Below are 25,998 nucleotides of genomic sequence, written 5' to 3'. Positions count from 1 at the left end.
GGAGCAGCTCGGTAGCTCGCTGGGCTCATAACCCAGAGGTCGCAGGTTCAAATCCTGTCCCCGCTACTGAAACCGAAGGCCCGGATCCCTCAGGATCCGGGCCTTCGGCGTGTCCGGCGACGCTCGGCCGGTACGACGAAGCCCCCGGCGCGCGGCCGGGGGCTTCGTCGTACGAGCGGGTCAGGCGGAGGTGCAGTTCGGGCAGACGCCCCGGTAGGTGACCTCGACGTCCGAGATCGTGAAGCCGAAGCGCTCCGTGTCCGGCAGGTCCGCCAGCGGGTTGCCCGTCGGGTGGACGTCGCGGATGGCGCCGCACTGCGCGCACACCAGGTGGTGGTGCGGGCGGTGGGCGTTCGGGTCGTAGCGCTTGGCGCGGCGGTCCGTGGAGACCTCCAGGACCTCGCCCAGGGTCACCAGCTCACCCAGCGTGTTGTACACCGTCGCCCGGGAGATCTCGGGGAGTCGCTCCACCGCGCGTGCGTGCACTTCGTCGGCGGTCAGGTGTACGTGGTCCCCGTCGAGGACCTCGGCCACGACACGCCGCTGTGCGGTCATTCGCCAGCCGCGTCCGCGCAGTCGTTCCAACAGGTCACTCATGAAGACCAGCCTAACAGGGAGAGGACTCAAGTCCTGAACGGGTGTGGCTTTGGAACTGGGCTTGACTTAGACAATGTCCATTGTAGGATCAGGAACGGCATTAGCCAAAGGACAGGCTTGCAGAACACCGCAGGACATACGCAGGAGGCGCACGTGACGCAGGGACCGCTCACCACGGAGGCCGGCGCGCCGGTCGCCGACAACCAGAACAGCGAGACGGCGGGCGTCGGTGGTCCGGTTCTGGTCCAGGACCAGCTGCTGCTGGAGAAGCTCGCGCACTTCAACCGCGAGCGCATTCCGGAGCGCGTGGTCCACGCGCGCGGCGCCGGTGCGTACGGCACCTTCACGGTGACCGCGGACGTCACCCAGTACACCCGGGCGAAGTTCCTCTCCGAGGTGGGCAAGCAGACGGAGACGTTCCTCCGCTTCTCGACCGTGGCGGGCAACCTGGGTGCGGCCGACGCCGTCCGTGACCCGCGCGGCTTCGCGCTGAAGTTCTACACCGAAGAGGGCAACTACGACCTCGTCGGCAACAACACCCCGGTGTTCTTCATCAAGGACGCCATCAAGTTCCCGGACTTCATTCACACCCAGAAGCGCGACCCGTACACCGGCTCCCAGGAGGCGGACAACGTATGGGACTTCTGGGGCCTGTCGCCCGAGTCGACGCACCAGGTGACCTGGCTCTTCGGCGACCGCGGCATCCCGGCGAGCTACCGCCACATGGACGGTTTCGGTTCCCACACCTTCCAGTGGAACAACGAGGCCGGCGAGGTCTTCTGGGTCAAGTACCACTTCAAGACCGATCAGGGCATCAAGTGCCTCACCCAGGACGAGGCCAACAAGCTCGCCGGTGAGGACCCGGACTCCCACCAGCGCGACCTGCGCGAGGCCATCGAGCGCGGTGACTACCCGTCCTGGACCGTCGGCGTGCAGATCATGCCCGCCGCCGAGGCCGCGACGTACCGCTTCAACCCGTTCGACCTCACCAAGGTGTGGCCGCACGCGGACTACCCGGTCATCGAGATCGGCAAGCTGGAGCTCAACCGCAACCCGCAGAACATCTTCGCCGAGGTCGAGCAGTCGATCTTCTCCCCGGCGCACTTCGTGCCCGGTATCGGCCCCTCGCCCGACAAGATGCTCCAGGGCCGCCTCTTCGCGTACGGCGACGCCCACCGCTACCGCGTCGGCATCAACGCCGACCACCTGCCGGTGAACCGCCCGCACGCCACCGAGGCGCGGACGAACAGCCGTGACGGCTTCCTGTACGACGGCCGCCACGCGGGCGCCAAGAACTATGAGCCCAACAGCTTCGGCGGTCCGAACCAGACCGGCCGCCCGCTGTGGCAGCCGGTTCCGGTCACCGGTGTGACCGGTGACCAGGAGGCGCCCGTCCACGCCGAGGACAACGACTTCGTCCAGGCGGGGAACCTCTACCGCCTGATGTCGGAGGAGGAGAAGGAGCGTCTGATCGCGAACCTGTCGGGCTTCATCGCCAAGGTCTCGCGCGACGACATCGCCGAGCGCGCGATCAACAACTTCCGCCAGGCGGACGAGGACTACGGCAAGCGGCTGGAGGCCGCGGTCCAGGCCCTGCGCGGCTGACAGCACTGGATCGCTTGTCGTAAGCAGAGGGCCGGCTCCCGTACGCGGGGGTCGGCCCTCTCGCGCGCCCGCTACCCCGCGGTCAGGGTGGCCTCCCGGATGGCGGCGCGGAGCCGCACCGGTGCCCAGCAGCGGATGATGTCGCGTACGGAGACGATGCCGACCGGCCCGTCGTCGTCCAGCACGATCAGGTGCCGGAAACCGCCATGGGCCATGGCCTGGGCGGCCTCCTCCAGGGTCCAGCCCGGCGCCGCGAAGACGACGTCGGTGGTGGTGTGCGCGCCGGCCGTCTCCAGGTCGGGGTTCTGGCCCGCTCCCACGGAGACGAGAATGTCGCGTTCGGTGAGGATGCCGAGGCCGCTGGTGTCGTGGTCCAGCACGACGGCCGCACCGACGCGGCGCGCCGCCATCAGTGCTGCCGCCTGGCGGAGTGTGTGTGCGGGGCCGATGGTGAGGACCACCGTGCTCATGGCGTCACGGACGAGCATGGGCGAAAGCCACCTCCTTGGTGAATCCCTCATGAGAAAGGATTCACAAGTTCACAAGCGGGGGGACTCTCAGAGTGGCAGCCGATGAGGCCCTCAACAAGAGGGCGGGGCCACCTGGCGCGCGCACGCCACTACGGCCCGTATGCGCCCAGCGGCGGGTTCAGCGCTGGTTCAGATACCCCAGCAGCTCCTCGTGCAGGAGCCCGTTCGACGCCGCCGCGTTGCCGCTGTGCGGGCCCGGCTTCCCGTCGAGGCCGGTGAACGTACCGCCCGCCTCCTGGACCACGATCGCCGTGGCCGCCATGTCCCACAGGGACAGCTCCGGCTCGGCGCAGATGTCCACCGACCCCTCGGCGACCATCATGTACGGCCAGAAGTCGCCGTAGCCACGCGTCCGCCAGCACGCGCGCGTGAGGTCGAGAAAGCCGTCCAGCCGCCCCTGCTCCTCCCAGCCGCTCAGCGACGAGTACGCGAACGAGGCGTCCGACAGCTCCGCCACCTTCGACACCCGCAGGCGCGTCGCCGACGAAAGACTGCGTCCGGTGTACGCGCCCAGCCCCTTCGCCGCCCACCAGCGGCGGCCCAGCGCCGGGGCCGACACCACACCCACGACCGGCTGGAAGCCGCCGGGCCCCGCCTCCATCAGCGCGATCAGCGTGGCCCACACGGGCACCCCGCGGACGTAGTTCTTGGTGCCGTCGATCGGGTCGATCACCCAGCGGCGCGGGCCGGTGCCCTCCACGCCGTACTCCTCGCCCAGGACCGCGTCCCGCGGGCGCGCCCGCTGCAGATGGCCGCGGATCAGCTCCTCGGCCGCCTTGTCCGCCTCGCTCACCGGTGTCATGTCGGGCTTGGTCTCGACCTTCAGGTCCAGGGCCCGGAACCGGTCCATGGTGGCGGCGTCGGCGGCATCCGCGAGGACGTGGGCAAGACGCAGATCATCGTGGTAATCGGCCATGGGGCCGACTCTATCCCGGTGGATCGGCTGCTTCAGCAGGGCCTATTGACAGTGCGTGGCCGCCCGTCAACTCTGAGCGCAGAGGCGGGGCGACGGCCTGGGAGGCGACGATGCCCACCGCGCGAGAAGCACTGCTGCACGCTGCCATGGCGGCGCTGGGGGGACTGCCCTGGTCGGCGGTCCGGATGGTCGACGTGGCATCCGCCGCCGGGGTCTCCCGGCAGACGCTCTACAACGAGTTCGGCAGCAAGGAGGGGCTCGCGCGTGCCCTGGTGCGGCGCGAGGCCGACGCCTATCTGTACGGGGTGGAGCGCGCCCTCCAGGCCCGGTCGGACGCGGCGGACCGGCTCGTCTCGGTCGCCGAGTGGACCGTGGGGGAGGCGGCCGCGCGGCCCCTCCTGCGCGCCCTGCTCACCGGCTGCTGGGGCGACCGGCTGCCCGCGCCCCGCCCCGCCCCCGTCCGCTCCCGCGTCCTCGCCGGCGCCCCCGCGCAGCGCCGTGCCGACGCCGGGGCGCCGGCCCCGGACGAGCTGCTGGCGGCCGTACGGGAGCGATCACGGGCCGTACTGGCGCGCGAGGGCGACGATCCCGGCGAGGCGGCCTGTGAGCTGGCGGTGCGGCTCGCCCTGTCGTACGTCGTCGCACCGGGCCCCGACGGGGTGGACGCGCTCCTGCGTCACGCCCTCAGTGCGACGAGCCCGACAGCTGGAGACCGATGACGCCGATGATGACCAGCGTGATCGAGACGATCTTCAGGACCGAGACGAGGTCGCCGAGGAAGACCATCCCGTAGACCGCCGTACCCGCCGCGCCGATACCGGTCCACACCGCGTACGCCGGACCGATGTCCAGCTTCCGCAGCGACAGGGTCAGCAGACCGAAGCTGCCCAGGGCGAAACAGGCGAACGCGACCGTCGGCCACAGCCGGGTGAACCCGTGCGACAACTTGAGGCAGACCGCGAAACCGGTCTCCAGGAAACCGGCGACAATCACCAGCAGCCACGCCATCGTCAGTGCCTCCCGCGTCGGTGACCTCGGTGAGTGATGTCGGTGACTGCTTCGTGTCACTTGGTGCGATTATGCACTTACCAACCGAAGCTATCCGCAAACGTGCGCGACTCAGTCGCCTTCGCGTCGCTCCCGCGTGGCGAGCAACCGCCGCAGCGAATACAGCCGGGCCGGATCGGCGTGACCCTCGGCGACCCAGGCGTCCAGCGCGCAGTCCGGCTCGTCGTGGCTGCAGGCGCGCGGGCAGTTCTCCGTACCCGGCACGAGGTCCGGGAAGGCGTTGATGACACGGGACGGATCGACGTGGTGCAGCCCGAAGGACCGTACGCCCGGGGTGTCGATCACCCACCCCTCCGCGCGGTCGAGCGGCAGCGCCAGCGCCGAGGTGGTGGTGTGCCGCCCACGGCCCGTGACAGCGTTGACGTCACCCGTCAGTCGCCGGCGATCCTCCGGTACCAGCGCGTTCACCAGGGTCGTCTTGCCGACACCCGAATGGCCGACGAACGCGGTGGTGCGCCCCGCCAGGTACTCGCGGACCCGGTCGGCGGCGGTGTGCCCGTCGTACAGCTCGTCCTGACTCGTCACGACGTACGGGATGTCGAGCGCGCCGTACAGCTCCAGGAGCTTCTCGGCCGGGGCGAGGTCGGACTTGGTGAGCACCAGCAGCGGCTCCAGGCCGCCGGCGTACGCCGCGACCAGGCACCGGTCGATCAGCCGGGGCCGGGGCTCGGGGTCGGCGAGTGCCGTGACGATGGCCAGCTGGTCGGCGTTGGCCACGACGACGCGCTCGTACGGATCGTCGTCGTCGGCCGTGCGGCGCAGCACCGAGGCGCGCGCCTCGATGCGGACGATCCGCGCGAGGGTGTCCTTCTTGCCGGACAGGTCACCCACCAGGGAGACCCGGTCGCCGACGACCGCCGCCTTGCGGCCCAGTTCACGGGCCTTCATCGCCATGACGACCCGCCCGTCGACGAGGCAGGTCAGCCGGCCGCGGTCCACGGTGAGGACCATGCCCTCGGCCGCGTCCTCGTGCTTGGGGCGGATGTTGGTACGGGGGCGGTTGCCCTTGGGGTTGGGACGGGAACGGATGTCGTCCTCGTCCGGGTTCTTGCCGTAGCGGCGCATGTCGTCAGGCCTCGAGCATTCCGGTCCACATCTGCGCGAAGTCCGGCAGGGTCTTCGCGGTCGTCGCGACGTTCTCGATCTCCACGCCGGGGACGGCGAGGCCGATGACCGAACCGGCCGTCGCCATCCGGTGGTCGTCGTACGTGTGGAACACGCCGCCGTGCAGCGGGCGGGGGCGGATGTGCAGCCCGTCGGCCGTCTCGGTGACGTCGCCGCCCAGCCCGTTGATCTCCTTGGTGAGCGCGGCCAGCCGGTCCGTCTCGTGGAGGCGCAGATGGGCGACGCCGCGCAGCGTGGAGGGCGAGTCCGCCAGGGCGGCGACCGCCGCGATGCCGGGTGTCAGCTCGCCGACCTCGCTCAGGTCCACGTCGATGCCGTGGATCGTGCCCGTGCCGGTGAAGGTGAGGCCCTGCTCGGTGAGCTCGCAGGAGCCACCCATCTCGGTGAAGATCTCCCGCAGCGCGTCACCGGGCTGGGTGGTGCGCTCGGGCCAGTCGGGGATGGTGACCCGCCCGCCGGTGACCAGCGCGGCGGCCAGGAACGGCTGCGCGTTCGACAGGTCGGGCTCGACGGTCAGGTCGCGGCCGAGCAGCGCGGAGGGGGAGACCCGCCAGACGTTCGGCTCGCCGCCGGTCTCGGGCTCGTCGACCTGGGCGCCGACCGCGCGGAGCATGTCGACCGTCATCCGGATGTGCGGCATCGACGGCAGCCTGTCGCCCGTGTGGCGCACCTCCACGCCCTGGTTGAAGCGCGGCGCGGACAGCAGCAGGGCGCTGACGAACTGGGAGGAGGACGAGGCGTCGATCTCCACCGGACCGCCCTCCAGGGCCCCCGCCCCGTGCACGGTCATCGGCAGTGCGCCGCGCGCCTCGTCGTCGATCCGGGCGCCCAGCGCGCGCAGGGCGTCGATCACGCCGTGCAGCGGCCGCTCGTAGGAGCGCGGGTCGCCGTCGAAGCGCACCGGGCCGGTGGCCAGCGTCGCGACCGGCGGGAGGAAGCGCATGACCGTTCCCGCGTTGCCGACGTCGATCGTGGCGGGGCCGTGCAGACCCGCCGGGATGACGCGCCACCGCTCGCCGGTGCCGTCCGGGCCCACGCCCTCCTCGATGCCGACGCCCATCGTGCGCAGCGCCTCCGCCATCAGCAGGGTGTCGCGCGAACGCAGCGGATGCCGCAGCCACCCCGGCTCGGAGGCGAGGGCGGCGAGCACCAGGGCCCGGTTGGTGACCGACTTGGACCCGGGCACGGTGACCGTCGCGTCCACGGCCCCAGTCGCGTACGGGGCCGGCCAGAGATCGAGCTGTGCGGGGGTTTCGGTCATGCCCCTCACTTTAGACGGGGCGCGTGGTCACGGCCGATCACAGGCCCAGCAGCCAGCGCCCCCCGCCGATCAGCGAGCAGAGAGTGACGGCGTGGAAGAAGAACAGCCACAGCGCCGCCGGGACATGCGTGAGCCGCGAGAGCTGATCGGCGTCCGAGTCCGGTGCCCCTCCGTGCCGCCGCTTGGCCTGGAGCTCGAAGACCGGGCGTACCCCGCCCAGCAGCAGGAACCACACCGCGCTGTACGCGAACGCCGACTGCACGTCCGGCTCCGTCAGCCACGACACCAGCAGGAACGCCGCGCCCGTGACGACGACGGTGAGCGCCCCGTACGCGTTGCGGATCATCACCAGCATGGCCAGCAGCAGCGCCGTGGCGATCCACAGCAGCAGGGTGACGCGGTGCGCGGCCAGCAGCCAGGCGCCGCCGAGACCGAGCAGGGACGGCGCGGTGTAGCCGGCGGCCGCGGTGAGGACCATGCCCAGGCCGGTGGGCCTGCCCCGGCTGACGGTGAGGCCGCTGGTGTCCGAGTGGAGCCGGATGCCGTCCAGACGGCGGCCGGTGAGCAGGGCGACCAGCCCGTGGCCGCCCTCGTGGGCGATGGTGACGGCGTTGCGCGAGACGCGCCACAGCTGGTGCGGGGCGGTCACGGCGAGGGCCGCCACGGCGGTGACGACGACGAGCCACAGGTCCGGGGCGGGCTGGGTACCGAGGACATCGGTGCTGGCCATTTTCTCGGACGGCTCCTCATGGTGTCAGTGGCGCATGGCAATGTTGGCAAGTATGTGCGGACGTTATTCGGCGAGTCGTAGGCCCGAGGATCTGACCGGACTCTTCCAGATAGAGAAATGGGAGCCGAAGGAGGCCCTGGCCCCCGACTGGAACGTGGCCCCCACCAAAGAGGTGTACGCGGTCCTCGAACGCCCCCTCAAGGAGAAGGACGCGGATCCCGACCGTCCGGTTCGGCAGCTGCGGGTCCTGAAGTGGGGCCTGGTGCCCTCCTGGTCCAAGACGCCGGAGGGCGCCGCCCGGATGATCAACGCCCGTGCGGAGACCGTGCACGACAAGCCGTCGTTCCGGCGGGCCTTCGCCCAGCGCCGCTGCCTCCTGCCCGCCGACGGCTATTACGAGTGGGTGACCGGCTCCGCCGAGCGGCAGCTGGAGGAGCAGGGCAAGAAGAAGCGCCCCCGCAAGCAGCCGTATTTCGTCACGCCCGCCGACGGGTCGGTGTTCGCGATGGCGGGCCTGTACGAGTTCTGGCGCGACCCCACCCTGCCGCCCGACCACCCGCAGGCGTGGTGGGCCACCTGCTCGGTGATCACCACCGAGGCCGACAAGGACCCCCTCGGTGTGGCCCCGGCCGAGGGCCCGCGCTCACTGGCCGACATCCACCCGCGCATGCCCCTGATGCTGACGCCCGACCGGTGGGACGCCTGGCTCGACCCGGCCCGCACCGACCTGGACGACCTGCGCTCCCTGCTCACCCCGCCGCCCGCGGGCCTGATGCGGGCCTACCCGGTGGCCACCGCCGTCAGCAACGTCCGCAACAACGGCCCCGAGCTGCTGGAGGAAATCGCCGCCCCCCAGGAGGGAACGCTGTTCTGATCCAGGGCCCCGGCCCCGGCACACGGCAGGATGGCCGGATGACCACCACCGAGACCATTCCGACCGGCGTCGGGGACGCCCGTATCACCTGGTACGAGGCCCAGGGCCGTGCCGCCCGCCTCGTCGTGGCGCTGAGCCACGGCGCCGGAGGCGGCATCGAGGCCCGCGACCTGAAGGCGCTGGCCGCGAGCCTGCCCCCCGCCGGAGTGACCGTCGCGCTCGTCGAGCAGCCCTGGCGGGTCGCCGGCAAGAAGCTGGCCCCCGCGCCCAAGCGGCTCGACGAGGGCTGGCGCGACCTGTGGCCGGCGCTCCGCGCACCCGGCCTGCCCGTGGTGGCCGGCGGGCGCAGCGCCGGCGCCCGGGTGGCCTGCCGCACCGCGCGCGAGCTGGGCGCCCGCGCCGTCCTCGCCCTGTCGTTCCCGCTCCACCCGCCGGGCAGCCCCGAGAAGTCCCGGGCGGACGAGCTGCTCGGCACCCGGGTGCCCACGCTCGTCGTCCAGGGCGGGAACGACCCCTTCGGCCGGCCGGACGAGTTCCCCGACGGAGACCACGAGGTGGTGGAGGTGCCCTTCGGCGATCATGGGTTCGCCGTGCCGAAGCGGGCGCCGCTCTCCCAGGAAGACGCCCTGAAGGTCCTCACCGACGGGGTCGGCACATGGATGAACGGCCTGGGGTGAGGTGACGGTGAAGTGACACCGGCGGGCGGGAATGACGGGGGGCCCGCACGGTGTTGTGACGGGCGTCGGTGAGAAAGCAGAGCCAGGAGAGGGAGTCCGTCGCATGGGTTCGACCATCTGCCCGAGTCGGTCGCAGTCCGCTGCCGAGCTGGACTGGACCGTGCTGCCGGCGGCCAGGACCGCCCCTGGCCTGACGGCCCGCACACCGGGTGGGAAGAATCGGAAGGACCTGTCCCCGGAAGGTCGACTATTCTCCGATTCGAGCGGGTCCGCACTCGGTCTCGCCGCCGAAGCGCTGGAGGAGGTGGGTCCGGTCACTGGGACCGACACAGGGACCGACGACGGCCACGAGGAGACGACGGCCGAGCGCAACGCGCGCTTCGAGCGCGACGCGCTGGAATACCTCGACCAGATGTACTCGGCGGCGCTGCGCATGACGCGCAATCCCGCCGACGCCGAGGACCTGGTGCAGGAGACGTACGCCAAGGCGTACGGGTCCTTCCACCAGTTCCGCGAGGGCACCAACCTCAAGGCGTGGCTGTACCGGATCCTCACGAACACCTTCATCAACTCGTACCGCAAGAAGCAGCGCGAGCCCCAGCGCAGCGCCGCCGAGGAGATCGAGGACTGGCAGCTCGCCCGTGCCGAGTCGCACATGTCCACCGGTCTGCGGTCCGCCGAATCCCAGGCGCTGGACCACCTGCCCGACTCCGACGTGAAGGAAGCCCTCCAGGCCATCCCCGAGGAGTTCCGCATCGCCGTCTATCTGGCCGATGTCGAGGGCTTTGCGTACAAGGAGATCGCGGACATCATGGGTACACCCATCGGTACGGTGATGTCCCGACTGCACCGTGGCCGTCGCCAGTTGCGCGGCATGCTCGAGGACTACGCCCGCGAACGCGGGCTGGTCCCCGCGGGCGCCGGAGAGTCGTCGAACAACGGGAAAGGCTCGGGCTCATGAGCTGCGGAGAGCCGCACGAGACGGACTGCTCGGAGGTCCTGGACCACCTCTACGAGTTCCTCGACCACGAGATGCCGGACAGTGACTGCACCAAGTTCGAGGTGCACTTCGAGGAGTGCTCCCCGTGCCTGGAGAAGTACGGGCTGGAGCAGGCCGTGAAGAAGCTGGTCAAGCGGTGCTGCGGACATGACGACGTCCCGGCGGACCTGCGTGCGAAGGTCATGGGCCGGATCGAGCTGATCCGGTCGGGCGAGGCCGTGCCGGACCACGACGTGACGGAGCCAGGAGTGACCCCCGCCACCCAGGAGTGACCCCGGCCACCCAGAAGACCCACGAGCGCCCCGCCCGTCCGTGAGTGACCCTCGCGGCAGGAGGCCCGGCGCCCGGCAGTGGTCGTGGCCGTCCGTGAGTGACCCTGCCCGGCAGTGGCCCCGGCCGTCCGTCCAGTGGCCCCGCGCGGCAGGAGCGCCCGGCAGTGGTGCCGGCCAGCCTCGAGTCGCCCCGTCCGGGAGGACGGCGGCCGCCAGCACGCGACCCCGCCGTCCAGGAGCAACTTCCGCCCGTACAGGCCCCGTTATCCGGGTCTTATGCCTCCCTTCACCCGAAGGTGCTAATCGGTTTCGTCCCGCCGCCGCACCTGGTCCAACTCGTTAGCCTGACGATCCACGTGGTCGACGAAAGGCGACGAGAGGCCGACGAGGCGGCGGGGAGACGGTGTGGGGATTCCGGTAGCGGCGCGCGCGTACATCGCGGGAGCCGTGTTGTGCGCCGTCACCGTCGCGCTTCCGGCGCTCGGCCCCGGTGCCGGGACTCCCTGGCCCGCTCTCGCGCTGCTCACCGGGCTCTGCGCGGCATGCGAGTGGCCCGCCCGCTGCCGCATGCTCGGCAGGGCGCTCGGCGCCGGTTCGGCCCCGGTGGGTGCCGGATCGTTCCTTCCCGTCCTGCTCGCCGCCGTCCTGCTGCTGCCGCCCGCCGCGGCCGCGATCGTCGCCGTGCCGGGCGCCCTGATCTCCCACGTCGAGCGGCGGCCCGCCCTGCCGCGCCGGATCTGGCGCGCGGCCCAGCTCGCCCTCGCCGCCTGGGCCGCCGCGCACACCGCCGTGCTCCTGCACGGCCCCGCCGCGGTGGCCGCCTCCGACTTCCCGTACGTCCTGCTGCCCGCCGGCGCCGCCGCGCTCGCCTTCTGCCTGGTGGTCACCGCCCTCGACGGCGGCATCCTCGCCGCGGCCGAACCGGTGCCGCTGCGCGCCGCCTGGCACGGTCTGCTGCCCCGGTCCCTCGTCCCGCACGCCGTGCACGGGCTCGCCGGACTGATGATGGCGGTGCTGTGGCGCAGCCCGTACGGCTGGCCGGCCGCGCTGTTCGTGCTGCTGCCCATGTACATCTCCTCCTGGATGTACGCCCAGTACCACCAGGAGCGCGCCGCCCATCAGGCCACGATCCGGGCCCTCGTCCAGGCCGTCGACATCAAGGACGCCTACACCCGGGGGCACAGCGAACGGGTCGGCCGGGCCTCCGTGCTCATCGCCCGCGAACTGGGCATGGACGAGACCCGGCTCGATGTGATCCGGTTCGCCGGGATCCTCCATGACGTCGGCAAGCTGGGCGTCCCGACGCGGGTCCTGCGCAAGGACGGGCCGCTGACCCCCCAGGAGCGGCGGGTGATCGAACTGCATCCGGAGTACGGGCACGAGATCGTGCGCGGTATCGGGTTCCTGGGCGAGGCGCGCGCCGCGATCCTGCACCACCACGAGCGGATGGACGGCAGCGGCTACCCGTACGGGCTGCGCGGCGACCGGATCCCGGAGGCGGCGCGCGTGGTCGCCGTCGCCGACGCGTTCGACGCGATGACGTCGACCCGCTCGTACCGGAGGGCCAGGCCCGTGGCGGCGGCGGTGGCGGAGCTGGAGCGGTGCGCGGGGCGGCAGTTCGACCCGCGGATGGTCCGGGCGCTGGTGCGCGCGCTGGACCGGCACGGCTGGCAGACGGCGGTCACGGCCGACGAAACGGCGCCCGGTGGTGCGGGGGCCGTTACCGGCGGGGCGGGCGGGCGGCGTGATTCCCCGCCACGGGCACGCCGAAACGTCCCGGCGGGACGGCAACCGGCACCCGGCCCCGGCCCCGGCCTCGGCCCCGGCTCCGGCCAGGCCTGGGGCGGCGCCCGGTGACCGCTTCACCGCAGCAGGCGCCGGTGCCCCGCCCCCGGAGCGGCAGCGGGCGGCCGTGCGCCCCGCTCACGGCCGCCGTGCTTCACACCGCCGCCGCGGCGGTCGCGGCGGCCGGCCTCGGCTGGACCCTGTGGCACGGCATCGCCGAGCCGGGTACCGCGCTGGCCTTCGGCGTCCTCGTCACCGTCGGCGAACTCGCCCGCTGGGGCGCCCGGCCGGGCGAGCGGGAACCGGCGCCCCTGGCGGCGGCCGGGGCCCTCGCGTACGCCCTGCTCGGTGAGTCCGCCGGGCGGCCGACCACCCACGGGGTCGCCCAGATCGTCGCCGTCGTCGTCGCGGGCGCCCTCGTCGGTGCCGTACCGCAGGTGGCCCGGGGACGCGGACCCGCCTTCGACCACGTGGCCCGCCGGGTGCTCACGGTCGGCTTCGCCGCCCTGTGCTTCCAGCCCCTGTACAACTCGGGCCAGCTCCTGCGGGCCACTGGACGAGGGCACTATTACGCGCTGTTCCTGGTGGTCCTCCTGGTCCTGTACGCCCTGTGCGACGCGGTGCTCGCCGCGCTGCTGCTGCGGGCCCGCACCGGCCATCCGTACGGCCCGCTCCTCCGCGACGAGCTGCGCGCCCTGCCGGGCATCGGCTCCGCCGTGTGCGCCACCGGCGCCGTGATGGCCCTGGCCGTGGCCGTCGCCGGGCTGTGGGCGCTGCCCGTGTTCTGCGTACCGCTGCTGCTCACCCAGCTCTCCTTCCGCCGGTACGCCGCCGTCCGCGACACCTACCGCCAAACCATCGCCTCCCTCGCGCGTGCCACCGAGATCGCCGGGTACACGTGCCCCGGACACGCCCACCGGGTGGCCGCGCTCAGCCGTGCCGTCGGGCGCGAACTGGGGCTGTCGGGGCCCGAGCTGACCGTTCTGGAGTACGCCGCACTCATGCACGACATCGGACAACTGTCTCTGGTCGACCCCGTACCGGAAGGCGCCACGGCCCGTCTCCCGGAGGAGGAGCAGCGGCGGATCGCGCTGCTCGGCGGCGCCGTGGTGCGTCAGACGGGCGTCCCGGCGGCCGTCGCGGTCATCGTGGAGCGGCAGGCCGACCCGTACCGCGAGCAGCCGCTGCCCGCGCGGATCGTCCGTGCCGTGAACGCGTACGACGAGCTGTCCCGGGAAGGCGCGCAGGGCGCGGGCGGGGCGCTGGGCGCCCTGGAGCGGCTCCGGCTCGGCACCGCGCGGGACTATCACCCGAACGTGGTGGAGTCGCTCGCCAGAGTCCTCGCCCGGGGCGGCGTCACGGGGCCGGCACCTGGGTAACCCATGGGTAATGAGCGGGCGTGCGACCCGGCATGGTTGGATGCGAACAAGAGGGTGTCCGGGGGCAGAGACCTTCAGCGACCGGCAGACCGGCAGGCGGGAATCGTGAGGATCTTCGGGAAGGTACGGCATCGGCCCTCCGCCTCGTGGCGGCAGGCCACCGACCGCGCGTTCACGCTGATCGGGGACGGGCGGTACGAGGACGCGGGCGCGCTGCTGACGCGCGCGGCGGACCTGGAGCCCTGGCTCTCGGAGTCCTGGTTCAATCTGGCGCTCCTGCACAAGTTCCGGCACGACTGGGAGCAGGCGCGCACCGCGGGGCTTCGGGCCGTCGCGCTGCTCGACAAGGAGACGGGGGCGCCCGACTGGTGGAACGTCGGGATCGCCGCCACCGCGCTCCAGGACTGGCCGCTGGCCCGCCGCGCCTGGCAGGCGTACGGGCTGAAGGTGCCCGGAGCCGCCGCGGCCGGCGGGGAACCGACCGGGATGGAGCTGGGCAGCGCCGCCGTACGGCTGTCGCCGGAGGGCGAGGCCGAGGTGGTGTGGGGCCGCAGGCTGGACCCGGCCCGGATCGAGGTGCTGTCCATTCCGCTGCCGTCCTCGGGGCGGCGCTGGGGCGAGGTCGTGCTGCACGACGGGGTCCCCAACGGCGAGCGGACGACGTCGGCCGGGCACAGCTTCCCCGTGTTCGACGAGATCGAACTGTGGGCGCCGTCCCCCGTACCGACCTGGGTGGTGCTCCTGGAGGCGGCCACCGAGGACGACCGGGACGCCCTGGAGCGGCTCGCGGCCGACGCCGGGTTCGCCGCCGAGGACTGGTCCTCGTCGGTACGGCTGCTGTGCCGGGCCTGTTCGGAGTCGCGGATGCCCAGCGCCGAGGGCGAGGGCGAGCACCTGGACCCGCACGACCACAGTGAGCCGGGGCACCCGGGGCCGCTGGGCCACCGGTCGCCGGGCGAGCTGTGGGTGCCGGAGCGCGAGTGCGGCATCGCCGCGCCCGCCGGGCTGGTGCGCGGACTGCTGGACGGCTGGGTGGCGGACAGTCCGGACAGCCGTGAGTGGCGGGATCTCGAGGAAGTGTGCTGACCCCTGTCGCTGTCGGCCCGTAGGCTGTACGGGCACAACGCGGCGTGCTGTACGGGCACGGCACGGCATCGGGTACTCAGGAAGGCGCAGAAGCGGACATGGCGCAGCAGGAGACGGCTCAGCAGGTCGACGACGAGGGCTTCATCGTCGACACGGAGGACTGCGAGGAGCGCGAGCGCGCGTACCGCGAGCGCGGCACCTCCCGCCCGATCACGGTGGTCGGCAACCCGGTGCTGCACAAGGAGTGCAAGGACGTCACCGAGTTCGGCGAGGAGCTCGCGCGGCTGGTCGACGACATGTTCGCCAGTCAGCGGACGGCGGAGGGCGTGGGCCTGGCCGCCAACCAGATCGGTGTCGACCTGAAGGTCTTCGTGTACGACTGCATGGACGACGAGGGCGTCCGGCACGTGGGCGTGGTCTGCAACCCGGTGCTGGAGGAGCTGCCGGTGGAGGGGCGCGTCCTGGACGACTCCAACGAGGGATGCCTGTCCGTGCCGGGCGCGTACGCCTCGCTGGCGCGGCCGGACTACGCGGTCGTGCGCGGCCAGGACGTGCAGGGCAACCCCATCAAGGTGCGCGGCACGGGGTACTTCGCCCGCTGCCTCCAGCACGAGACGGACCACCTGTACGGGTACCTGTACATCGACCGGCTGTCGAAGCGGGACCGCAAGGACGCGCTGAAGCAGATGGCCGAGGGCACACCGCGCTACCCGGTCGTCGCGAACGACTGAGCCACCCGCCTGCCGAGGGCCCCGTTCCGGTTGACCGGGACGGGGCCCTCGTATGACATGTGGCCGGCTGCCATTGGGCGGACAAATGACAAGCGGCCAGGACCTGTTGACGCGCGTCGACCCGCCGGTCAGTCTCGTGGGCGTCCCCTTCGACGATGGAGGCCCCATGCTCGGAAGGACCGCACGACTCCTCCTCGCGCTTGTCATGCTCATGGCTGCGTCGCTGGCCGGTGTCGTCGCCGCCGCCGGCACCGCGCACGCCGACGGCTGCTACACCTGGTCGCGCACCCTCTCCCAGGGCGCGACCGGCGCCGACGTCACCCAGCTGCAGATCCGGGTCGCCGGCTACCCCGGCTACGGCGGCGTCCTCGCCGTCGACGGCGCCTACGGCCCGGCGACCACCGCCGCGGTCAAGCGGTTCCAGACGGCGTACGGACTCGCGGCCGACGGCGTCGCCGGGCCGGCCACCTTCAACAAGCTCTACGCCCTCCAGGACGACGACTGCACGCCCGTCCACTTCGGCTACGGCGAACTCAACGACTGCAACACCACCTGGGAGGGCGGAGCCGTCAGCGCCGCCACCGCCAAGTCCAACGCGCTGCGCACCATGTGGAAACTGGAAGCCATGCGGCACGCGCTGGGCGACCAGCCCATCACCGTGACCAGTGGTTTCCGGTCGCACGCGTGCAACGACGCGGTCGGCGGGGCGTCGGGCAGCCGCCATCTGTACGGGGACGCCGCCGACCTGGGCGCGGGGCCGCACTCCCTGTGCAGGCTCGCCCAGCAGGCCCGTCACCACGGATTCAACGGCATCCTCGGCCCGGGATACCCCGGACACGGCGACCACACGCACGTCGACCACCGCGCGAGCCGCTTCTGGTCCGCCTCCAGCTGCGGCATCTGACCGGTCGGGCCGCCCGACGGGCGAGCACCGCCCGGCCGACGCCCGGCCGGCGCCACGACCAACACCCTGTACAGGGCGTACCTGGCCCACACGCCCGTCGCCGCGGACCTGATACCCGGGCCCGCGGCGACGGTCGGCGCGGCGGCGCAGGCAGCGAGCCGCCTGCGCCTTGTCTCAGAAGTCCTCGTCCAGGTCGACGGACCCCTCCACCGCCACCTGGTAGGCGGACGGGCGGCGCTCGAAGAAGTTCGTCAGCTCCTGGACGCCCTGGAGCTCCATGAACGAGAACGGGTTCTCCGAGCCGTACACCGGGGCGAAGCCCAGCCGCGTCAGACGCTGGTCGGCGACGCACTCCAGGTACTGGCGCATCGACTCGGTGTTCATGCCCGGCAGGCCGTCACCGCACAGGTCGCGGCCGAACTGCAGCTCGGCCTCCACGGCCTCCTTCAGCATGTCGGTGACCTGCTGCCGGAGCTCGTCGTCGAAGAGCTCCGGCTCCTCCTTGCGGACGGTGTCGACGACCTCGAACGCGAAGTTCATGTGCATCGTCTCGTCGCGGAACACCCAGTTGGTGCCGGTCGCCAGCCCGTGCAGCAGGCCGCGCGAGCGGAACCAGTACACGTACGCGAAGGCACCGTAGAAGAACAGGCCCTCGATGCAGGCGGCGAAGCAGATCAGGTTCAGCAGGAAGCGACGCCGGTCGGCCTTCGTCTCCAGCCGGTCGATCTTCTCCACCGAGTCCATCCAGCGGAAGCAGAACTGCGCCTTCTCACGGATGGAGGGGATGTTCTCCACGGCGTCGAACGCCGCCGCGCGGTCCTCCGGGTCGGGGAGGTAGGTGTCGAGCAGCGTCAGATAGAACTGGACGTGCACGGCCTCCTCGAACAGCTGCCGGGACAGGTACAGCCGCGCCTCGGGAGAGTTGATGTGCTTGTAGAGCGTCAGCACCAGGTTGTTCGCGACGATCGAGTCACCGGTCGCGAAGAACGCGACCAGCCGGCCGATCAGGTGCTGCTCGCCCGGCGTGAGCTTGGCGAGGTCGGCGACGTCGGAGTGGAGGTCGACCTCCTCCACGGTCCAGGTGTTCTTGATGGCGTCCCGGTAGCGCTCGTAGAAGTCCGGGTAGCGCATCGGGCGCAGGGTCAGCTCGAAGCCCGGGTCGAGAAGGTTCTTGGCAACGGACATTACTGGCAGGCCTCGCAGGACTCGGGGTTTTCCAGGGAGCAGGCGACCGCGTCTTCCGGGGTCACCTGTGCGGGTACGGGGGCGGCGGCGGACGCCTGGGCGGCGCGGGCGATCCGGGTCGCGGGGCGCGAGCGCAGGTAGTACGTCGTCTTCAGGCCCTGCTTCCAGGCGTACGCGTACATCGACGACAGCTTGCCGATGGTCGGCGTCTCCAGGAACAGGTTCAGCGACTGCGACTGGTCCAGGAACGGCGTACGCGCCGCCGCCATGTCGATCAGACCGCGCTGCGGGATCTCCCACGCCGTCCGGTACAGCTCGCGCACCTCGGCAGGGATCCAGGTGAAGCCCTGTACCGAGCCGCTGGCCTCGCGCAGTGCCTCCCGGGTCTGCGCGTCCCACACGCCCAGCCGCTTCAGCTCGTCCACCAGGTAGGAGTTGACCTGGAGGAACTCACCCGACAGCGTCTCGCGCTTGAACAGGTTCGACACTTGCGGCTCGATGCACTCGTACACGCCCGCGATCGAGGCGATCGTCGCGGTCGGCGCGATGGCGAGGAGCAGCGAGTTGCGCATGCCGACGGCGGCGATGCGCTCGCGCAGGGCGGCCCACCGCTCCGGCCAGTTCAGCTCCACGTCGTAGTGGTCCGGGTGCAGCACCCCGCGCGCGGTACGGGTCTTCTCCCAGGCCGGCAGCGGGCCGTTGCGCTCGGCGAGGCCGGCGGACGCCTCGTACGCGGCGAGCATGATCCGCTCGGCGATCCGCGTCGACAGGGCACGCGCCTCCGGGGAGTCGAACGGCAGCTTCAGCTGGAAGAAGACGTCCTGGAGGCCCATCGCGCCCAGGCCCACCGGCCGCCACTTGGCGTTGGACCGCCCGGCCTGCTCGGTCGGGTAGAAGTTGATGTCGACGACCCGGTCGAGGAACGTGACGGCCGTGCGGACGGTCTCGTCCAGCCGCTCCCAGTCGATGTCCCCGCCACTCACGAACGAACCGAGGTTGACCGAGCCCAGGTTGCAGACGGCCGTCTCCCCGTCGTCCGTGACCTCCAGGATCTCGGTGCACAGGTTGGAGGAGTGGACCGTGTGGCCCGGCTCGGCGGTCTGGTTGGCCGTACGGTTGGAGGCGTCCTTGAAGGTCATCCAGCCGTTGCCGGTCTGCGCGAGGGTGCGCATCATCCGGCCGTACAGGTCACGGGCCGGCATGGTCTTGCGGGCCAGCCCCTTGGCCTCGGCGGCGCGGTACGCGGCGTCGAACTCGTCGCCCCACAGGTCGACCAGCTCCGGCACGTCGGCCGGCGAGAACAGCGACCACTCGGCGTCGGCGTTGACCCGGCGCATGAACTCGTCGGGGATCCAGTGCGCCAGGTTCAGGTTGTGCGTACGCCGGGCGTCCTCGCCGGTGTTGTCGCGCAGCTCCAGGAACTCCTCGATGTCCGCGTGCCAGGTCTCCAGGTACACGGCCGCCGCGCCCTTGCGCCGCCCGCCCTGGTTCACGGCCGCGACCGAGGCGTCCAGGGTCTTCAGGAACGGCACGATGCCGTTGGAGTGCCCGTTGGTGCCGCGGATCAGCGAACCGCGCGCCCGGATACGGGAGTACGACAGGCCGATGCCGCCCGCGTGCTTGGACAGTCGCGCGACCTGGTGGTAGCGGTCGTAGATGGAGTCCAGCTCGTCCAGCGGCGAGTCCAGCAGGTAGCACGAGGACATCTGCGGGTGGCGCGTACCGGAGTTGAACAGCGTGGGGGAGGAGGGCAGGTAGTCCAGCCGGCTCATCAGCCGGTACAGCGCCGCGACCTCGTCCAGCGCCCGTACGGAGTCGTCCTCGGCGAGCCCGGCCGCGACCCGCAGCATGAAGTGCTGCGGCGTCTCGATCACCTTGCGGGTGAGGGGGTGCCGCAGCAGGTAGCGGGAGTACAGCGTCCGCAACCCGAAGTAACCGAACCGGTCGTCGGCCGCCGGGTCGATGAGCGCGTCCATCCGGTCCGCGTGGAGGGTCACGAACGCGGCCGTGCGGTCCGCGATCAGCCCCTCCCGGTGCCCCACCGCCACCGACGCCGAGAACGCCACCGCGCCCTGCCCGGCCGCCTCCTCCGCGATGGTCCGCGTCAACAGCCGCGCCGCGAGCCGGGAGTACGCCGGGTCCTCGGCGATGAGTCCGGCGGCCGCCTCGGTGGCGAGCTCGCGCAGCTCGGCCTCGTCCGAACCGGCGTGCCGGCCCCGCAACGCGGCGGCGGCGACCCGGCCGGGGTCGGTGTCGGGCAGATCGGCGGTGAGGTCGGTCAGGGTCCGCAGCAGTACGGTCCCGGGTCCGTCGCTTCCGTCGCTCTCGATCGCTGAAACCGGACCGGCTGGCGCGATGGTCACGTGGGGGCTCTCCCTCGCTCGGCTCGGGGCCACCACGGACGCGGGCAGGGGAGCGGGCACGCCTGGCACAAGGGCGCAGAGCACCGCGTCCACCGGCCCATTCCGCGAGGCCCGGACGTCTGGGCACCCGGGCCGGACGGTCCGGGCGCGCTGTCGGCAGGTCTTCGGACTCGTACGTACACAAAGGCACACCAACACACCGTTGCGGGACAGTTCCGGATTTCCACCGGATTCCCCTGCGGCGACAGCGAGCACGAGCATACATGTGGGGGGCGCCGGTTGAGGCACCCCCCACATGTTGTGTCTTCCGTTGACTCAGAACTCCAGCGTGTACGTGAACAGCGTCACGCCCGGAAGCGGCTGCCAGTCCCGCTCCGGGGTCCGGACGAACCCCAGCCGCTCATAGATCCGGTGTGCCGCGCGCATGGACTGGCGGCAGGACAGCACCAGTCGCGCGCACCCCTCCACCGCCCGCGCCCGCTCCACGCACGCCCGTACGAGTGCCTCGCCCGCGCCCCGCCGCCGCGCCTCCCGCGCCACCGCCAGCATCCGGAACTCCGCCTCCCCGTCGCGTGCGAGGCCGGCCCACGGCCCGCCGCCCTCCGCGACGAACGTCACTCCGCCCACCACCCGTTCGTCCTCGCCGACCGCGACCAGCACCTCCGCCTCGGCGGCCCGCCGGGCCACGTCCCGCAGCTCGATCAGGTACTCGTCGCTCTCCCCGAAGGCCAGCAAACCGTCCCCGAGATACGCCTGAGCCGTGACCTCGGCGAGCGCCTGGTGTTCCTCCGGCCGTACCGCCCTGATGGTGATGTCCATGGTCCGAGTGTGGAGGGGTACGGCGACGGGCCGCCGCATTTCCGTCCCCGGAAACACGGCGGCCCGTCGTGCCGTCACCCGCTCAGCAGCAGCGGAACCCGTCGCGGGGGTCCGCCTCCCGCGCGTCGGTGCGCCGCCGCTCGAACTCGCGCCGGGTCATCACCTCGGCATCCGGGTCGCAGGAGCGGAGGTGGGCGACGTACGTGTCGTACGCGGCCTCCCCGGACAACTCGCGGACGTACCAGCGCACCCAGCCCGCCGCACGCCGCAGCCGCCCGCCCGGCCCCGTGGCCGTCGCGGGGCTCACTTCGAGCCGCTCCCGGCCGGCACCGCCTCACCGGAGCCGCCGTCCTTGCGGACACCGCCCTCGGGGCCGAGCCCGGCCGCGACCAGTTCGGCCTTCTCCTCCGCCGTGGGGAACAACCCGGCGGGGGCGACGATCCTGGACTCGGTGTGCGGGACCTCCGAGAGCTTCACCCCGGCGGGGTTGGTGATGGCCTTGTAGCAGACCCGTCCCGCGTCGGCGATCACCACGATGATGAGGAGGGCGAAGAGGGCGGAAAGGACGCCGTCGACGGTGGAGTTGGTGACGACGGTGTGCATGTCGTCCATCGACTTCGCGGGAGCCAGCACCTGCCCGGATTCGATGCCCGCCTGGTACTTGTCCCGCTGGGCGAAGAAGCCCACCCGGGGGTCGGCCGAGAAGATCTTCTGCCAGCTGGCGGTGAGCGTGACCGCCACGTCCCAGGCGAGCGGCACCGCGGTGACCCATGCCCACTTCAGGCGGCCCGACTTGACGAGCAGGGTCGTGCAGACGGCCAGCGCCACGGCGGCCAGCAGCTGGTTGGCGATGCCGAACAGCGGGAACAGCTGGTTGATGCCGCCGAGCGGGTCGTGCACGCCCACCCAGAGGAAATAGCCCCAGCCGCCGACGACGACCGCGCTGGCGAACCAGACGCCCGGCTTCCAGCTGACCTGCTTGAAGGGCTTGTAGACGTTGCCGAGCGTGTCCTGGAGCATGAAGCGGCCCACGCGGGTTCCGGCGTCCACCGTGGTGAGGATGAACAGCGCCTCGAACATGATGGCGAAGTGGTACCAGAAGGCCTTCATCGCGGTACCGCCGACGACGGCGGAGAAGATCTCCGACATACCGAGGGCGAAGGTCGGTGCGCCGCCGGTGCGGGACAGCAGCGACGCCTCCTCGACGTCCGCCGCGGCCTTCGCCAGCTGGTCGGGGGAGATGGTGAAGCCGAAGTTCGACACGGCTTCGGAGGCCGTCTGCACCGTCGTGCCGACCACGCCCGCGGGCGAGTTGATGGCGAAGAAGAGACCGGGGTCGATGATGGACGCCGTGATCATCGCCATGACGGCGACGAAGGACTCGGTGAGCATCGCCCCGTACCCGATCATCCGGATCTGGGTCTCCTTCTGGACCATCTTCGGGGTGGTGCCCGAGGAGACCAGGGAGTGGAAGCCGGAGAGCGCGCCGCACGCGATGGTGATGAAGACGAACGGGAACATCGAACCGGCGAAGACCGGACCGTCGCCGCGGCTCGCGAAGTCGGTGACGGCAGGCATCTTGAGGGTCGGCAGGGCGACGAAGACGCCGATGGCGAGCAGGGCGATCGTGCCGACCTTCATGAAGGTCGAGAGGTAGTCGCGCGGCGCGAGCAGCATCCACACCGGCAGGACCGAGGCGAGGAAGCCGTACACGATCATCCAGATGACCAGGGTGCCCGGCTCCAGGGTGAAGGTGTCGGCGAGGGAGGACTCCGCGACCCAGCCGCCCGCGACGATGGCCAGGAGCAGCAGCGCGACACCGATGACCGAGACCTCGGTGACCCTGCCCGGCCGCAGCACCCGCAGGTAGACGCCCATGAACAGGGCGATCGGGATGGTCATGCCGATGGAGAAGACACCCCAGGGCGAGTGCGCCAGGGCGTTGACGATGACCAGGGCCAGCACGGCCAGCAGGATGATCATGATGGCGAAGACCGCGATGAGCGCGGCGGCTCCGCCGAAGGGGCCGATCTCGTCACGGGCCATCTGGCCGAGCGAGCGGCCGTCGCGGCGGGTGGAGAAGAACAGCGTCACCATGTCCTGGACGGCACCGGCGAAGATCACGCCGACGATGATCCAGATCGTGCCCGGCAGGTAGCCCATCTGCGCGGCGAGGACCGGCCCCACCAGGGGACCGGCGCCGGCGACCGCCGCGAAGTGGTGGCCGAAGAGGACCCGGCGGTCGGTGGGGTGGAAGTCGACACCGTTGTCGAGCCGCTCGGCCGGGGTCGCCCGGGTCTTGTCGACCTTGAGCACCCGGTTCGCGACGAAGCGGGAGTAGAAGCGGTAGGCGATCGCGTACGAGCCGAGCGCGGCCGCGAGCATCCAGGCGGCCGATATCTCCTCGCCGCGGGAGAGCGCGAGCACGGCCCAGCCGGCCGCGCCCACGAGCGCGACGAGCGACCAGATCACGATCGATTTCGGCGCGAGACCCGTCCGTGAAGAGTTCGGTGGTGCCGACGGCTCTGGCATGGTGCACGTCCCCTCGCTGATCACCTGTAATGGGCAGGAAATCTAGGGGAGCCCCTCGCGCAGCGTCACCCCCCGTCCGCATATCGGTACGGCAACGTTTGGAGCCGGGTCGCCCCGGAGGGCGGCACCTCAGCCGTTCGGCCGCTTCAGCCTCGCCACGAACTTGTACCGGTCGCCCCGGTACACCGAGCGCACCCACTCCACCGGCCGGCCGTTCTCGTCCAGGGAGTGGCGGGAGAGCATCAGCATCGGCAGGCCCACGTCCGTACCGAGCAGGCCCGCCTCCCGCGGGGTGGCCAGCGAGGTCTCGATCGTCTCCTCCGCCTCGGCGAGGTGGACGTCGTAGACCTCCGCCAGTGCCGTGTAGAGCGAGGTGTACTTGACCAGCGACCGCCGCAGGGCCGGGAAGCGCTTCGCGCTCAGGTGCGTCGTCTCGATGGCCATCGGTTCGCCGCTCGCCAGCCGCAGTCGCTCGATGCGCAGGACGCGCCCGCCGGGCGAGATGTCGAGCAGCCCGGCGAGGGTGTCATCGGCCGTCACGTACCCGATGTCCAGGAGCTGCGAGGTGGGTTCCAGACCCTGCGCGCGCATGTCCTCGGTGTACGAGGTGAGCTGGAGCGCCTGCGAGACCTTCGGCTTCGCGACGAACGTGCCCTTGCCCTGGATGCGCTCCAGGCGGCCCTCGACGACCAGCTCCTGGAGCGCCTGCCGCACGGTCGTGCGGGAGGTGTCGAACTCGGCGGCGAGTGTGCGCTCCGGCGGTACCGGCGTACCCGGGGGCATGGTTTCCGTCATGTCCAGCAGGTGCCGCTTCAGCCGGTAGTACTTGGGCACGCGCGCGGTGCGGGTGGCTGCCCCGCCCTCGGTCTCGGTGCCGCCCCCATCCGTGGCCATGGCCCGCCTTCCCGACTCCTGTGCTGTTGCCGTCACCGGCTCCTCCGTCTTTTGCGGCTCACATGGTGGCACGGACCGGTCACAGGTCGTCGCCCTCCCTCAGGTGTCGGTCCGGTAACGGACCCGACTGCCCTTCTTATACACCCTTGACACCCCTAAAGGTCTAGGCCAAGCTCCGGGTTACTGGTCTAAACCATTAAAGACCAGGTCCCAGTCCCACGGGCAGCACGGGCAGTACACCGGTATGGCTTCGCGGTGGGGGCAGGGTTTGCAGGCATCCCTGAGGAGGGTGGCGTGAAGCGCAAGCTCATCGCGGCGATAGGCGTCGCGGGCATGATGGTCGGCACTGCCGCGTGTGGCTCGGACGACGGCAAGGGGGGCGGCAGCGACGCCGGCGGCAACAAGACCCTCACCGTCTGGGTGATGGACGGCTCGGCGCCCGACGCCTGGATCAAGAACGTCAACAAGGAGTTCGAGGCCAAGCACAAGGGCGTCAAGGTCAAGGTCGAGATCCAGCAGTGGAACGGCATCCAGGAGAAGGTCACCACGGCCCTCTCCGAGGACGCCCCGCCGGACGTCATCGAGCTCGGCAACACCCAGACCGCCGGCTATGCCGCGACGGGCGGCCTCGCCGACCTCACCGAGGACAAGGCCACGCTCGGCGCCGACGGCTGGAACAAGGGCATGCTCGCCTCCAACGAGCTGGACGGAAAGCTCTACTCCGCCCCCTGGTACGCCGCCAACCGGGTCGTCGTCTACGACAAGGCCGCCTTCAAGAAGGCCGGGGTGACCCCGCCCAAGACCCGCGCCGAGTGGATCGACGGCCTGAAGAAGCTGAAGGCGTCCGACCCGAAGTCGCAGCCCATCTACCTGCCCGGCCAGAGCTGGTACGTCTACGCCGGGTTCGTCTGGGACGAGGGCGGCGACCTCGCCGTCAAGGACGGCGAGAAGTGGAAGGGCAACCTGTCCTCCCCCGAGGCCGTGGCCGCCATGAACTTCTACAAGGAGCTGCAGTCGTACTCGACCGCTCCCAAGGACAAGGACGAGGCGACCCCGCAGCAGTCCACCGACATCGTCCCCAAGGGCGGCGTCGCGTCCTGGATCGGCCTCGGCTGGGAGGCCGGCGGCGCGATCGACGCGATGAAGAAGGCCGGCAAGACCGCCGACTTCGGTTACTTCCCGATCCCGGGCAAGACCGCCGACAAGCCCGGCTCCGTCTTCTTCGGCGGCTCGAACCTCGCGGTGTCCGAGCGCTCGCAGAACAAGGACCTGGCGAAGGAGTGGCTGGCCCTGGCCGCCGGCAAGGAGCACATGGCCAAGTACGCCGAGGCCACCCAGGGCGCGCTGCTCCCGAACAACGACGCGGCGCAGTTCAAGCCCCCGGCCGGTTCGTTCGCCGAGGCGATGGCCAAGGCCGCGCCCGTCGGCAAGATCACCCCGGTCACCCCGGGCTGGGCGAACGTCGAGACCGCGCCCAACCCGATCAAGGACTACATGACCAAGGTCCTGAAGGGCGAGGACGCCAAGAAGGCCGGCGAGGCGGCCGACAAGGTGATCACCGAGCGCGTCAACCAGCAGCCAGCCGAACGCCGCCACCGTCAGCGCGAGCGCGGCGCTGGAGACCACCGGCACGTACGGGCCGAGGAACTCGACGGAGCCGTAGTT

At 71.2% G+C, this 25,998-nt stretch carries 24 protein-coding genes, 1 pseudogene and 1 riboswitch; of the genes and pseudogenes, 12 read left to right on the top strand and 13 right to left on the bottom strand.

The genetic code is table 11. The features are described 5' to 3' along the window. Nucleotides 1-180: 180 nt before the first annotated feature. Entirely contained in the window at nt 181-597 is a 417-nt protein-coding gene (locus tag ABT360_RS30715; protein WP_351823682.1) for a Fur family transcriptional regulator, read from the bottom strand. Between the two features lie 153 nt (nt 598-750). Between ABT360_RS30715 and ABT360_RS30710 the strand changes: the two genes are divergently transcribed. After that, on the top strand, nt 751-2,202 hold the full coding sequence (locus tag ABT360_RS30710) for a catalase (protein ID WP_351823679.1): 1,452 nt from the start codon (nt 751-753) through the stop codon (nt 2,200-2,202). A gap of 71 nt (nt 2,203-2,273) precedes the next feature. On the opposite strand, the gene ABT360_RS30705 is transcribed toward ABT360_RS30710, so the two are convergent. Continuing rightward, nucleotides 2,274-2,690, bottom strand: a complete 417-nt coding sequence (locus ABT360_RS30705; RefSeq protein WP_351823676.1) for a CBS domain-containing protein — start codon at nt 2,688-2,690, stop codon at nt 2,274-2,276. A gap of 160 nt (nt 2,691-2,850) precedes the next feature. After that, a complete protein-coding gene (hisN, locus tag ABT360_RS30700; RefSeq protein ID WP_351823673.1) occupies nt 2,851-3,648 on the bottom strand; it encodes a histidinol-phosphatase in 798 nt (265 codons plus the stop codon). A gap of 110 nt (nt 3,649-3,758) precedes the next feature. Here hisN and ABT360_RS30695 point away from each other — a divergent pair, with 110 nt between their 5' ends. Next, the gene (locus ABT360_RS30695; RefSeq protein ID WP_351823670.1) at nt 3,759-4,367 is read left to right on the top strand and encodes a TetR/AcrR family transcriptional regulator; all 609 of its coding nucleotides are present in this window, start codon (nt 3,759-3,761) and stop codon (nt 4,365-4,367) included. On the opposite strand, the gene ABT360_RS30690 is transcribed toward ABT360_RS30695, so the two are convergent. The 4 genes from ABT360_RS30690 to ABT360_RS30675 all read right to left on the bottom strand — a co-directional run bounded on the left by ABT360_RS30690 (nt 4,333) and on the right by ABT360_RS30675 (nt 7,832). Further along, nucleotides 4,333-4,656, bottom strand: coding sequence for a DMT family transporter (locus ABT360_RS30690; protein WP_351823667.1), 324 nt, complete (start codon nt 4,654-4,656; stop codon nt 4,333-4,335). The two genes, ABT360_RS30695 and ABT360_RS30690, sit on opposite strands and share 35 nt — an antisense overlap. A 111-nt stretch (nt 4,657-4,767) precedes the next feature. Next, complete coding sequence (gene rsgA / locus ABT360_RS30685) at nt 4,768-5,781, bottom strand: ribosome small subunit-dependent GTPase A (protein WP_351823664.1); 1,014 nt, start codon at nt 5,779-5,781, stop codon at nt 4,768-4,770. Between the two features lie 4 nt (nt 5,782-5,785). Next, nucleotides 5,786-7,102 carry a 3-phosphoshikimate 1-carboxyvinyltransferase gene (gene aroA / locus ABT360_RS30680; protein ID WP_351823661.1) on the bottom strand — a complete coding sequence of 439 codons (1,317 nt, stop codon included), beginning with the start codon at nt 7,100-7,102 and terminating at the stop codon, nt 5,786-5,788. Nucleotides 7,103-7,139: 37 nt separating this feature from the next. After that, a complete protein-coding gene (locus ABT360_RS30675; RefSeq protein ID WP_351823658.1) occupies nt 7,140-7,832 on the bottom strand; it encodes a M50 family metallopeptidase in 693 nt (230 codons plus the stop codon). Between the two features lie 52 nt (nt 7,833-7,884). On the opposite strand from ABT360_RS30675, the gene ABT360_RS30670 reads away from it, so the two are divergent. The 9 genes from ABT360_RS30670 (at nt 7,885) to ABT360_RS30630 (ending at nt 16,540) form a co-directional block, all read left to right on the top strand. Continuing rightward, entirely contained in the window at nt 7,885-8,706 is an 822-nt protein-coding gene (locus ABT360_RS30670; RefSeq protein ID WP_351823655.1) for an SOS response-associated peptidase, read from the top strand. A gap of 38 nt (nt 8,707-8,744) precedes the next feature. Then, nucleotides 8,745-9,383, top strand: a complete 639-nt coding sequence (locus ABT360_RS30665; protein ID WP_351823653.1) for an alpha/beta hydrolase family protein — start codon at nt 8,745-8,747, stop codon at nt 9,381-9,383. A 304-nt stretch (nt 9,384-9,687) separates the two neighbouring features. Then, nucleotides 9,688-10,344: a sigma-70 family RNA polymerase sigma factor gene (locus ABT360_RS30660; RefSeq protein ID WP_198944053.1), complete on the top strand. Its 657-nt coding sequence runs from the start codon at nt 9,688-9,690 to the stop codon at nt 10,342-10,344. Then, complete coding sequence (gene rsrA, locus ABT360_RS30655; RefSeq protein WP_351823651.1) at nt 10,341-10,655, top strand: mycothiol system anti-sigma-R factor; 315 nt, start codon at nt 10,341-10,343, stop codon at nt 10,653-10,655. Before ABT360_RS30660 ends, rsrA begins: the two co-directional genes overlap by 4 nt. Nucleotides 10,656-11,060: 405 nt before the next feature. After that, a complete protein-coding gene (locus ABT360_RS30650) occupies nt 11,061-12,512 on the top strand; it encodes an HD-GYP domain-containing protein (RefSeq protein WP_351823648.1) in 1,452 nt (483 codons plus the stop codon). 77 nt (nt 12,513-12,589) lie between these two features. Further along, nucleotides 12,590-13,819, top strand: a complete 1,230-nt coding sequence (locus tag ABT360_RS30645; RefSeq protein ID WP_351823685.1) for an HD-GYP domain-containing protein — start codon at nt 12,590-12,592, stop codon at nt 13,817-13,819. A 105-nt stretch (nt 13,820-13,924) separates the two neighbouring features. Beyond that, nucleotides 13,925-14,905 (top strand): tetratricopeptide repeat protein, encoded by a 981-nt coding sequence (locus ABT360_RS30640; protein WP_073754187.1) that lies wholly within the window; start codon nt 13,925-13,927, stop codon nt 14,903-14,905. 98 nt (nt 14,906-15,003) lie between these two features. Then, nucleotides 15,004-15,636 (top strand): peptide deformylase, encoded by a 633-nt coding sequence (def, locus tag ABT360_RS30635; RefSeq protein WP_351823644.1) that lies wholly within the window; start codon nt 15,004-15,006, stop codon nt 15,634-15,636. Between the two features lie 166 nt (nt 15,637-15,802). Then, on the top strand, nt 15,803-16,540 hold the full coding sequence (locus ABT360_RS30630; protein ID WP_351823641.1) for a D-Ala-D-Ala carboxypeptidase family metallohydrolase: 738 nt from the start codon (nt 15,803-15,805) through the stop codon (nt 16,538-16,540). Between the two features lie 174 nt (nt 16,541-16,714). On the opposite strand, the gene ABT360_RS30625 is transcribed toward ABT360_RS30630, so the two are convergent. The 6 genes from ABT360_RS30625 to ABT360_RS30600 form a co-directional block, all read right to left on the bottom strand. Beyond that, a complete protein-coding gene (locus ABT360_RS30625) occupies nt 16,715-17,725 on the bottom strand; it encodes a ribonucleotide-diphosphate reductase subunit beta (protein ID WP_351823638.1) in 1,011 nt (336 codons plus the stop codon). Further along, a complete protein-coding gene (locus ABT360_RS30620; RefSeq protein WP_351823634.1) occupies nt 17,725-20,088 on the bottom strand; it encodes a ribonucleoside-diphosphate reductase subunit alpha in 2,364 nt (787 codons plus the stop codon). Before ABT360_RS30620 ends, ABT360_RS30625 begins: the two co-directional genes overlap by 1 nt. Before the next feature lie 138 nt (nt 20,089-20,226). Continuing rightward, nucleotides 20,227-20,349: riboswitch (cobalamin riboswitch) on the bottom strand. Between the two features lie 54 nt (nt 20,350-20,403). Next, entirely contained in the window at nt 20,404-20,907 is a 504-nt protein-coding gene (locus ABT360_RS30615) for a GNAT family N-acetyltransferase (protein ID WP_351823631.1), read from the bottom strand. An 82-nt stretch (nt 20,908-20,989) separates the two neighbouring features. Continuing rightward, the gene (locus ABT360_RS30610; protein WP_351823628.1) at nt 20,990-21,214 is read right to left on the bottom strand and encodes a YbdD/YjiX family protein; all 225 of its coding nucleotides are present in this window, start codon (nt 21,212-21,214) and stop codon (nt 20,990-20,992) included. Then, nucleotides 21,211-23,439, bottom strand: a complete 2,229-nt coding sequence (locus tag ABT360_RS30605; RefSeq protein WP_351823626.1) for a carbon starvation CstA family protein — start codon at nt 23,437-23,439, stop codon at nt 21,211-21,213. Before ABT360_RS30605 ends, ABT360_RS30610 begins: the two co-directional genes overlap by 4 nt. Nucleotides 23,440-23,568: 129 nt before the next feature. Next, entirely contained in the window at nt 23,569-24,333 is a 765-nt protein-coding gene (locus ABT360_RS30600; RefSeq protein ID WP_351823623.1) for a GntR family transcriptional regulator, read from the bottom strand. A gap of 294 nt (nt 24,334-24,627) precedes the next feature. Between ABT360_RS30600 and ABT360_RS30595 the strand changes: the two are divergent. Further along, nucleotides 24,628-25,911: pseudogene (locus tag ABT360_RS30595) on the top strand (extracellular solute-binding protein); the annotation flags it as partial. Nucleotides 25,912-25,998 lie beyond the last annotated feature (87 nt).

Source organism: Streptomyces sp. NPDC000229, from assembly GCF_040300825.1.
Taxonomy (GTDB): Bacteria; Actinomycetota; Actinomycetes; order Streptomycetales; family Streptomycetaceae; genus Streptomyces.
This window is presented reverse-complemented; position numbering and strand designations above follow the sequence as displayed.

What these genes read in the sequence shown, in the direction of transcription:
- ABT360_RS30715 (WP_351823682.1), bottom strand. Translation starts at nt 597, where the DNA reads ATGAGTGACCTGTTGGAACGACTGCGCGGACGCGGCTGGCGAATGACC.
- ABT360_RS30705 (WP_351823676.1), bottom strand. Translation starts at nt 2,690, where the DNA reads ATGCTCGTCCGTGACGCCATGAGCACGGTGGTCCTCACCATCGGCCCC.
- hisN (WP_351823673.1), bottom strand. Translation starts at nt 3,648, where the DNA reads ATGGCCGATTACCACGATGATCTGCGTCTTGCCCACGTCCTCGCGGAT.
- ABT360_RS30695 (WP_351823670.1), top strand. Translation starts at nt 3,759, where the DNA reads ATGCCCACCGCGCGAGAAGCACTGCTGCACGCTGCCATGGCGGCGCTG.
- ABT360_RS30690 (WP_351823667.1), bottom strand. Translation starts at nt 4,656, where the DNA reads ATGGCGTGGCTGCTGGTGATTGTCGCCGGTTTCCTGGAGACCGGTTTC.
- rsgA (WP_351823664.1), bottom strand. Translation starts at nt 5,781, where the DNA reads ATGCGCCGCTACGGCAAGAACCCGGACGAGGACGACATCCGTTCCCGT.
- aroA (WP_351823661.1), bottom strand. Translation starts at nt 7,102, where the DNA reads ATGACCGAAACCCCCGCACAGCTCGATCTCTGGCCGGCCCCGTACGCG.
- ABT360_RS30675 (WP_351823658.1), bottom strand. Translation starts at nt 7,832, where the DNA reads ATGGCCAGCACCGATGTCCTCGGTACCCAGCCCGCCCCGGACCTGTGG.
- ABT360_RS30670 (WP_351823655.1), top strand. Translation starts at nt 7,885, where the DNA reads ATGTGCGGACGTTATTCGGCGAGTCGTAGGCCCGAGGATCTGACCGGA.
- ABT360_RS30665 (WP_351823653.1), top strand. Translation starts at nt 8,745, where the DNA reads ATGACCACCACCGAGACCATTCCGACCGGCGTCGGGGACGCCCGTATC.
- rsrA (WP_351823651.1), top strand. Translation starts at nt 10,341, where the DNA reads ATGAGCTGCGGAGAGCCGCACGAGACGGACTGCTCGGAGGTCCTGGAC.
- def (WP_351823644.1), top strand. Translation starts at nt 15,004, where the DNA reads ATGGCGCAGCAGGAGACGGCTCAGCAGGTCGACGACGAGGGCTTCATC.
- ABT360_RS30630 (WP_351823641.1), top strand. Translation starts at nt 15,803, where the DNA reads ATGCTCGGAAGGACCGCACGACTCCTCCTCGCGCTTGTCATGCTCATG.
- ABT360_RS30625 (WP_351823638.1), bottom strand. Translation starts at nt 17,725, where the DNA reads ATGTCCGTTGCCAAGAACCTTCTCGACCCGGGCTTCGAGCTGACCCTG.
- ABT360_RS30615 (WP_351823631.1), bottom strand. Translation starts at nt 20,907, where the DNA reads ATGGACATCACCATCAGGGCGGTACGGCCGGAGGAACACCAGGCGCTC.
- ABT360_RS30605 (WP_351823626.1), bottom strand. Translation starts at nt 23,439, where the DNA reads ATGCCAGAGCCGTCGGCACCACCGAACTCTTCACGGACGGGTCTCGCG.
- ABT360_RS30600 (WP_351823623.1), bottom strand. Translation starts at nt 24,333, where the DNA reads ATGGCCACGGATGGGGGCGGCACCGAGACCGAGGGCGGGGCAGCCACC.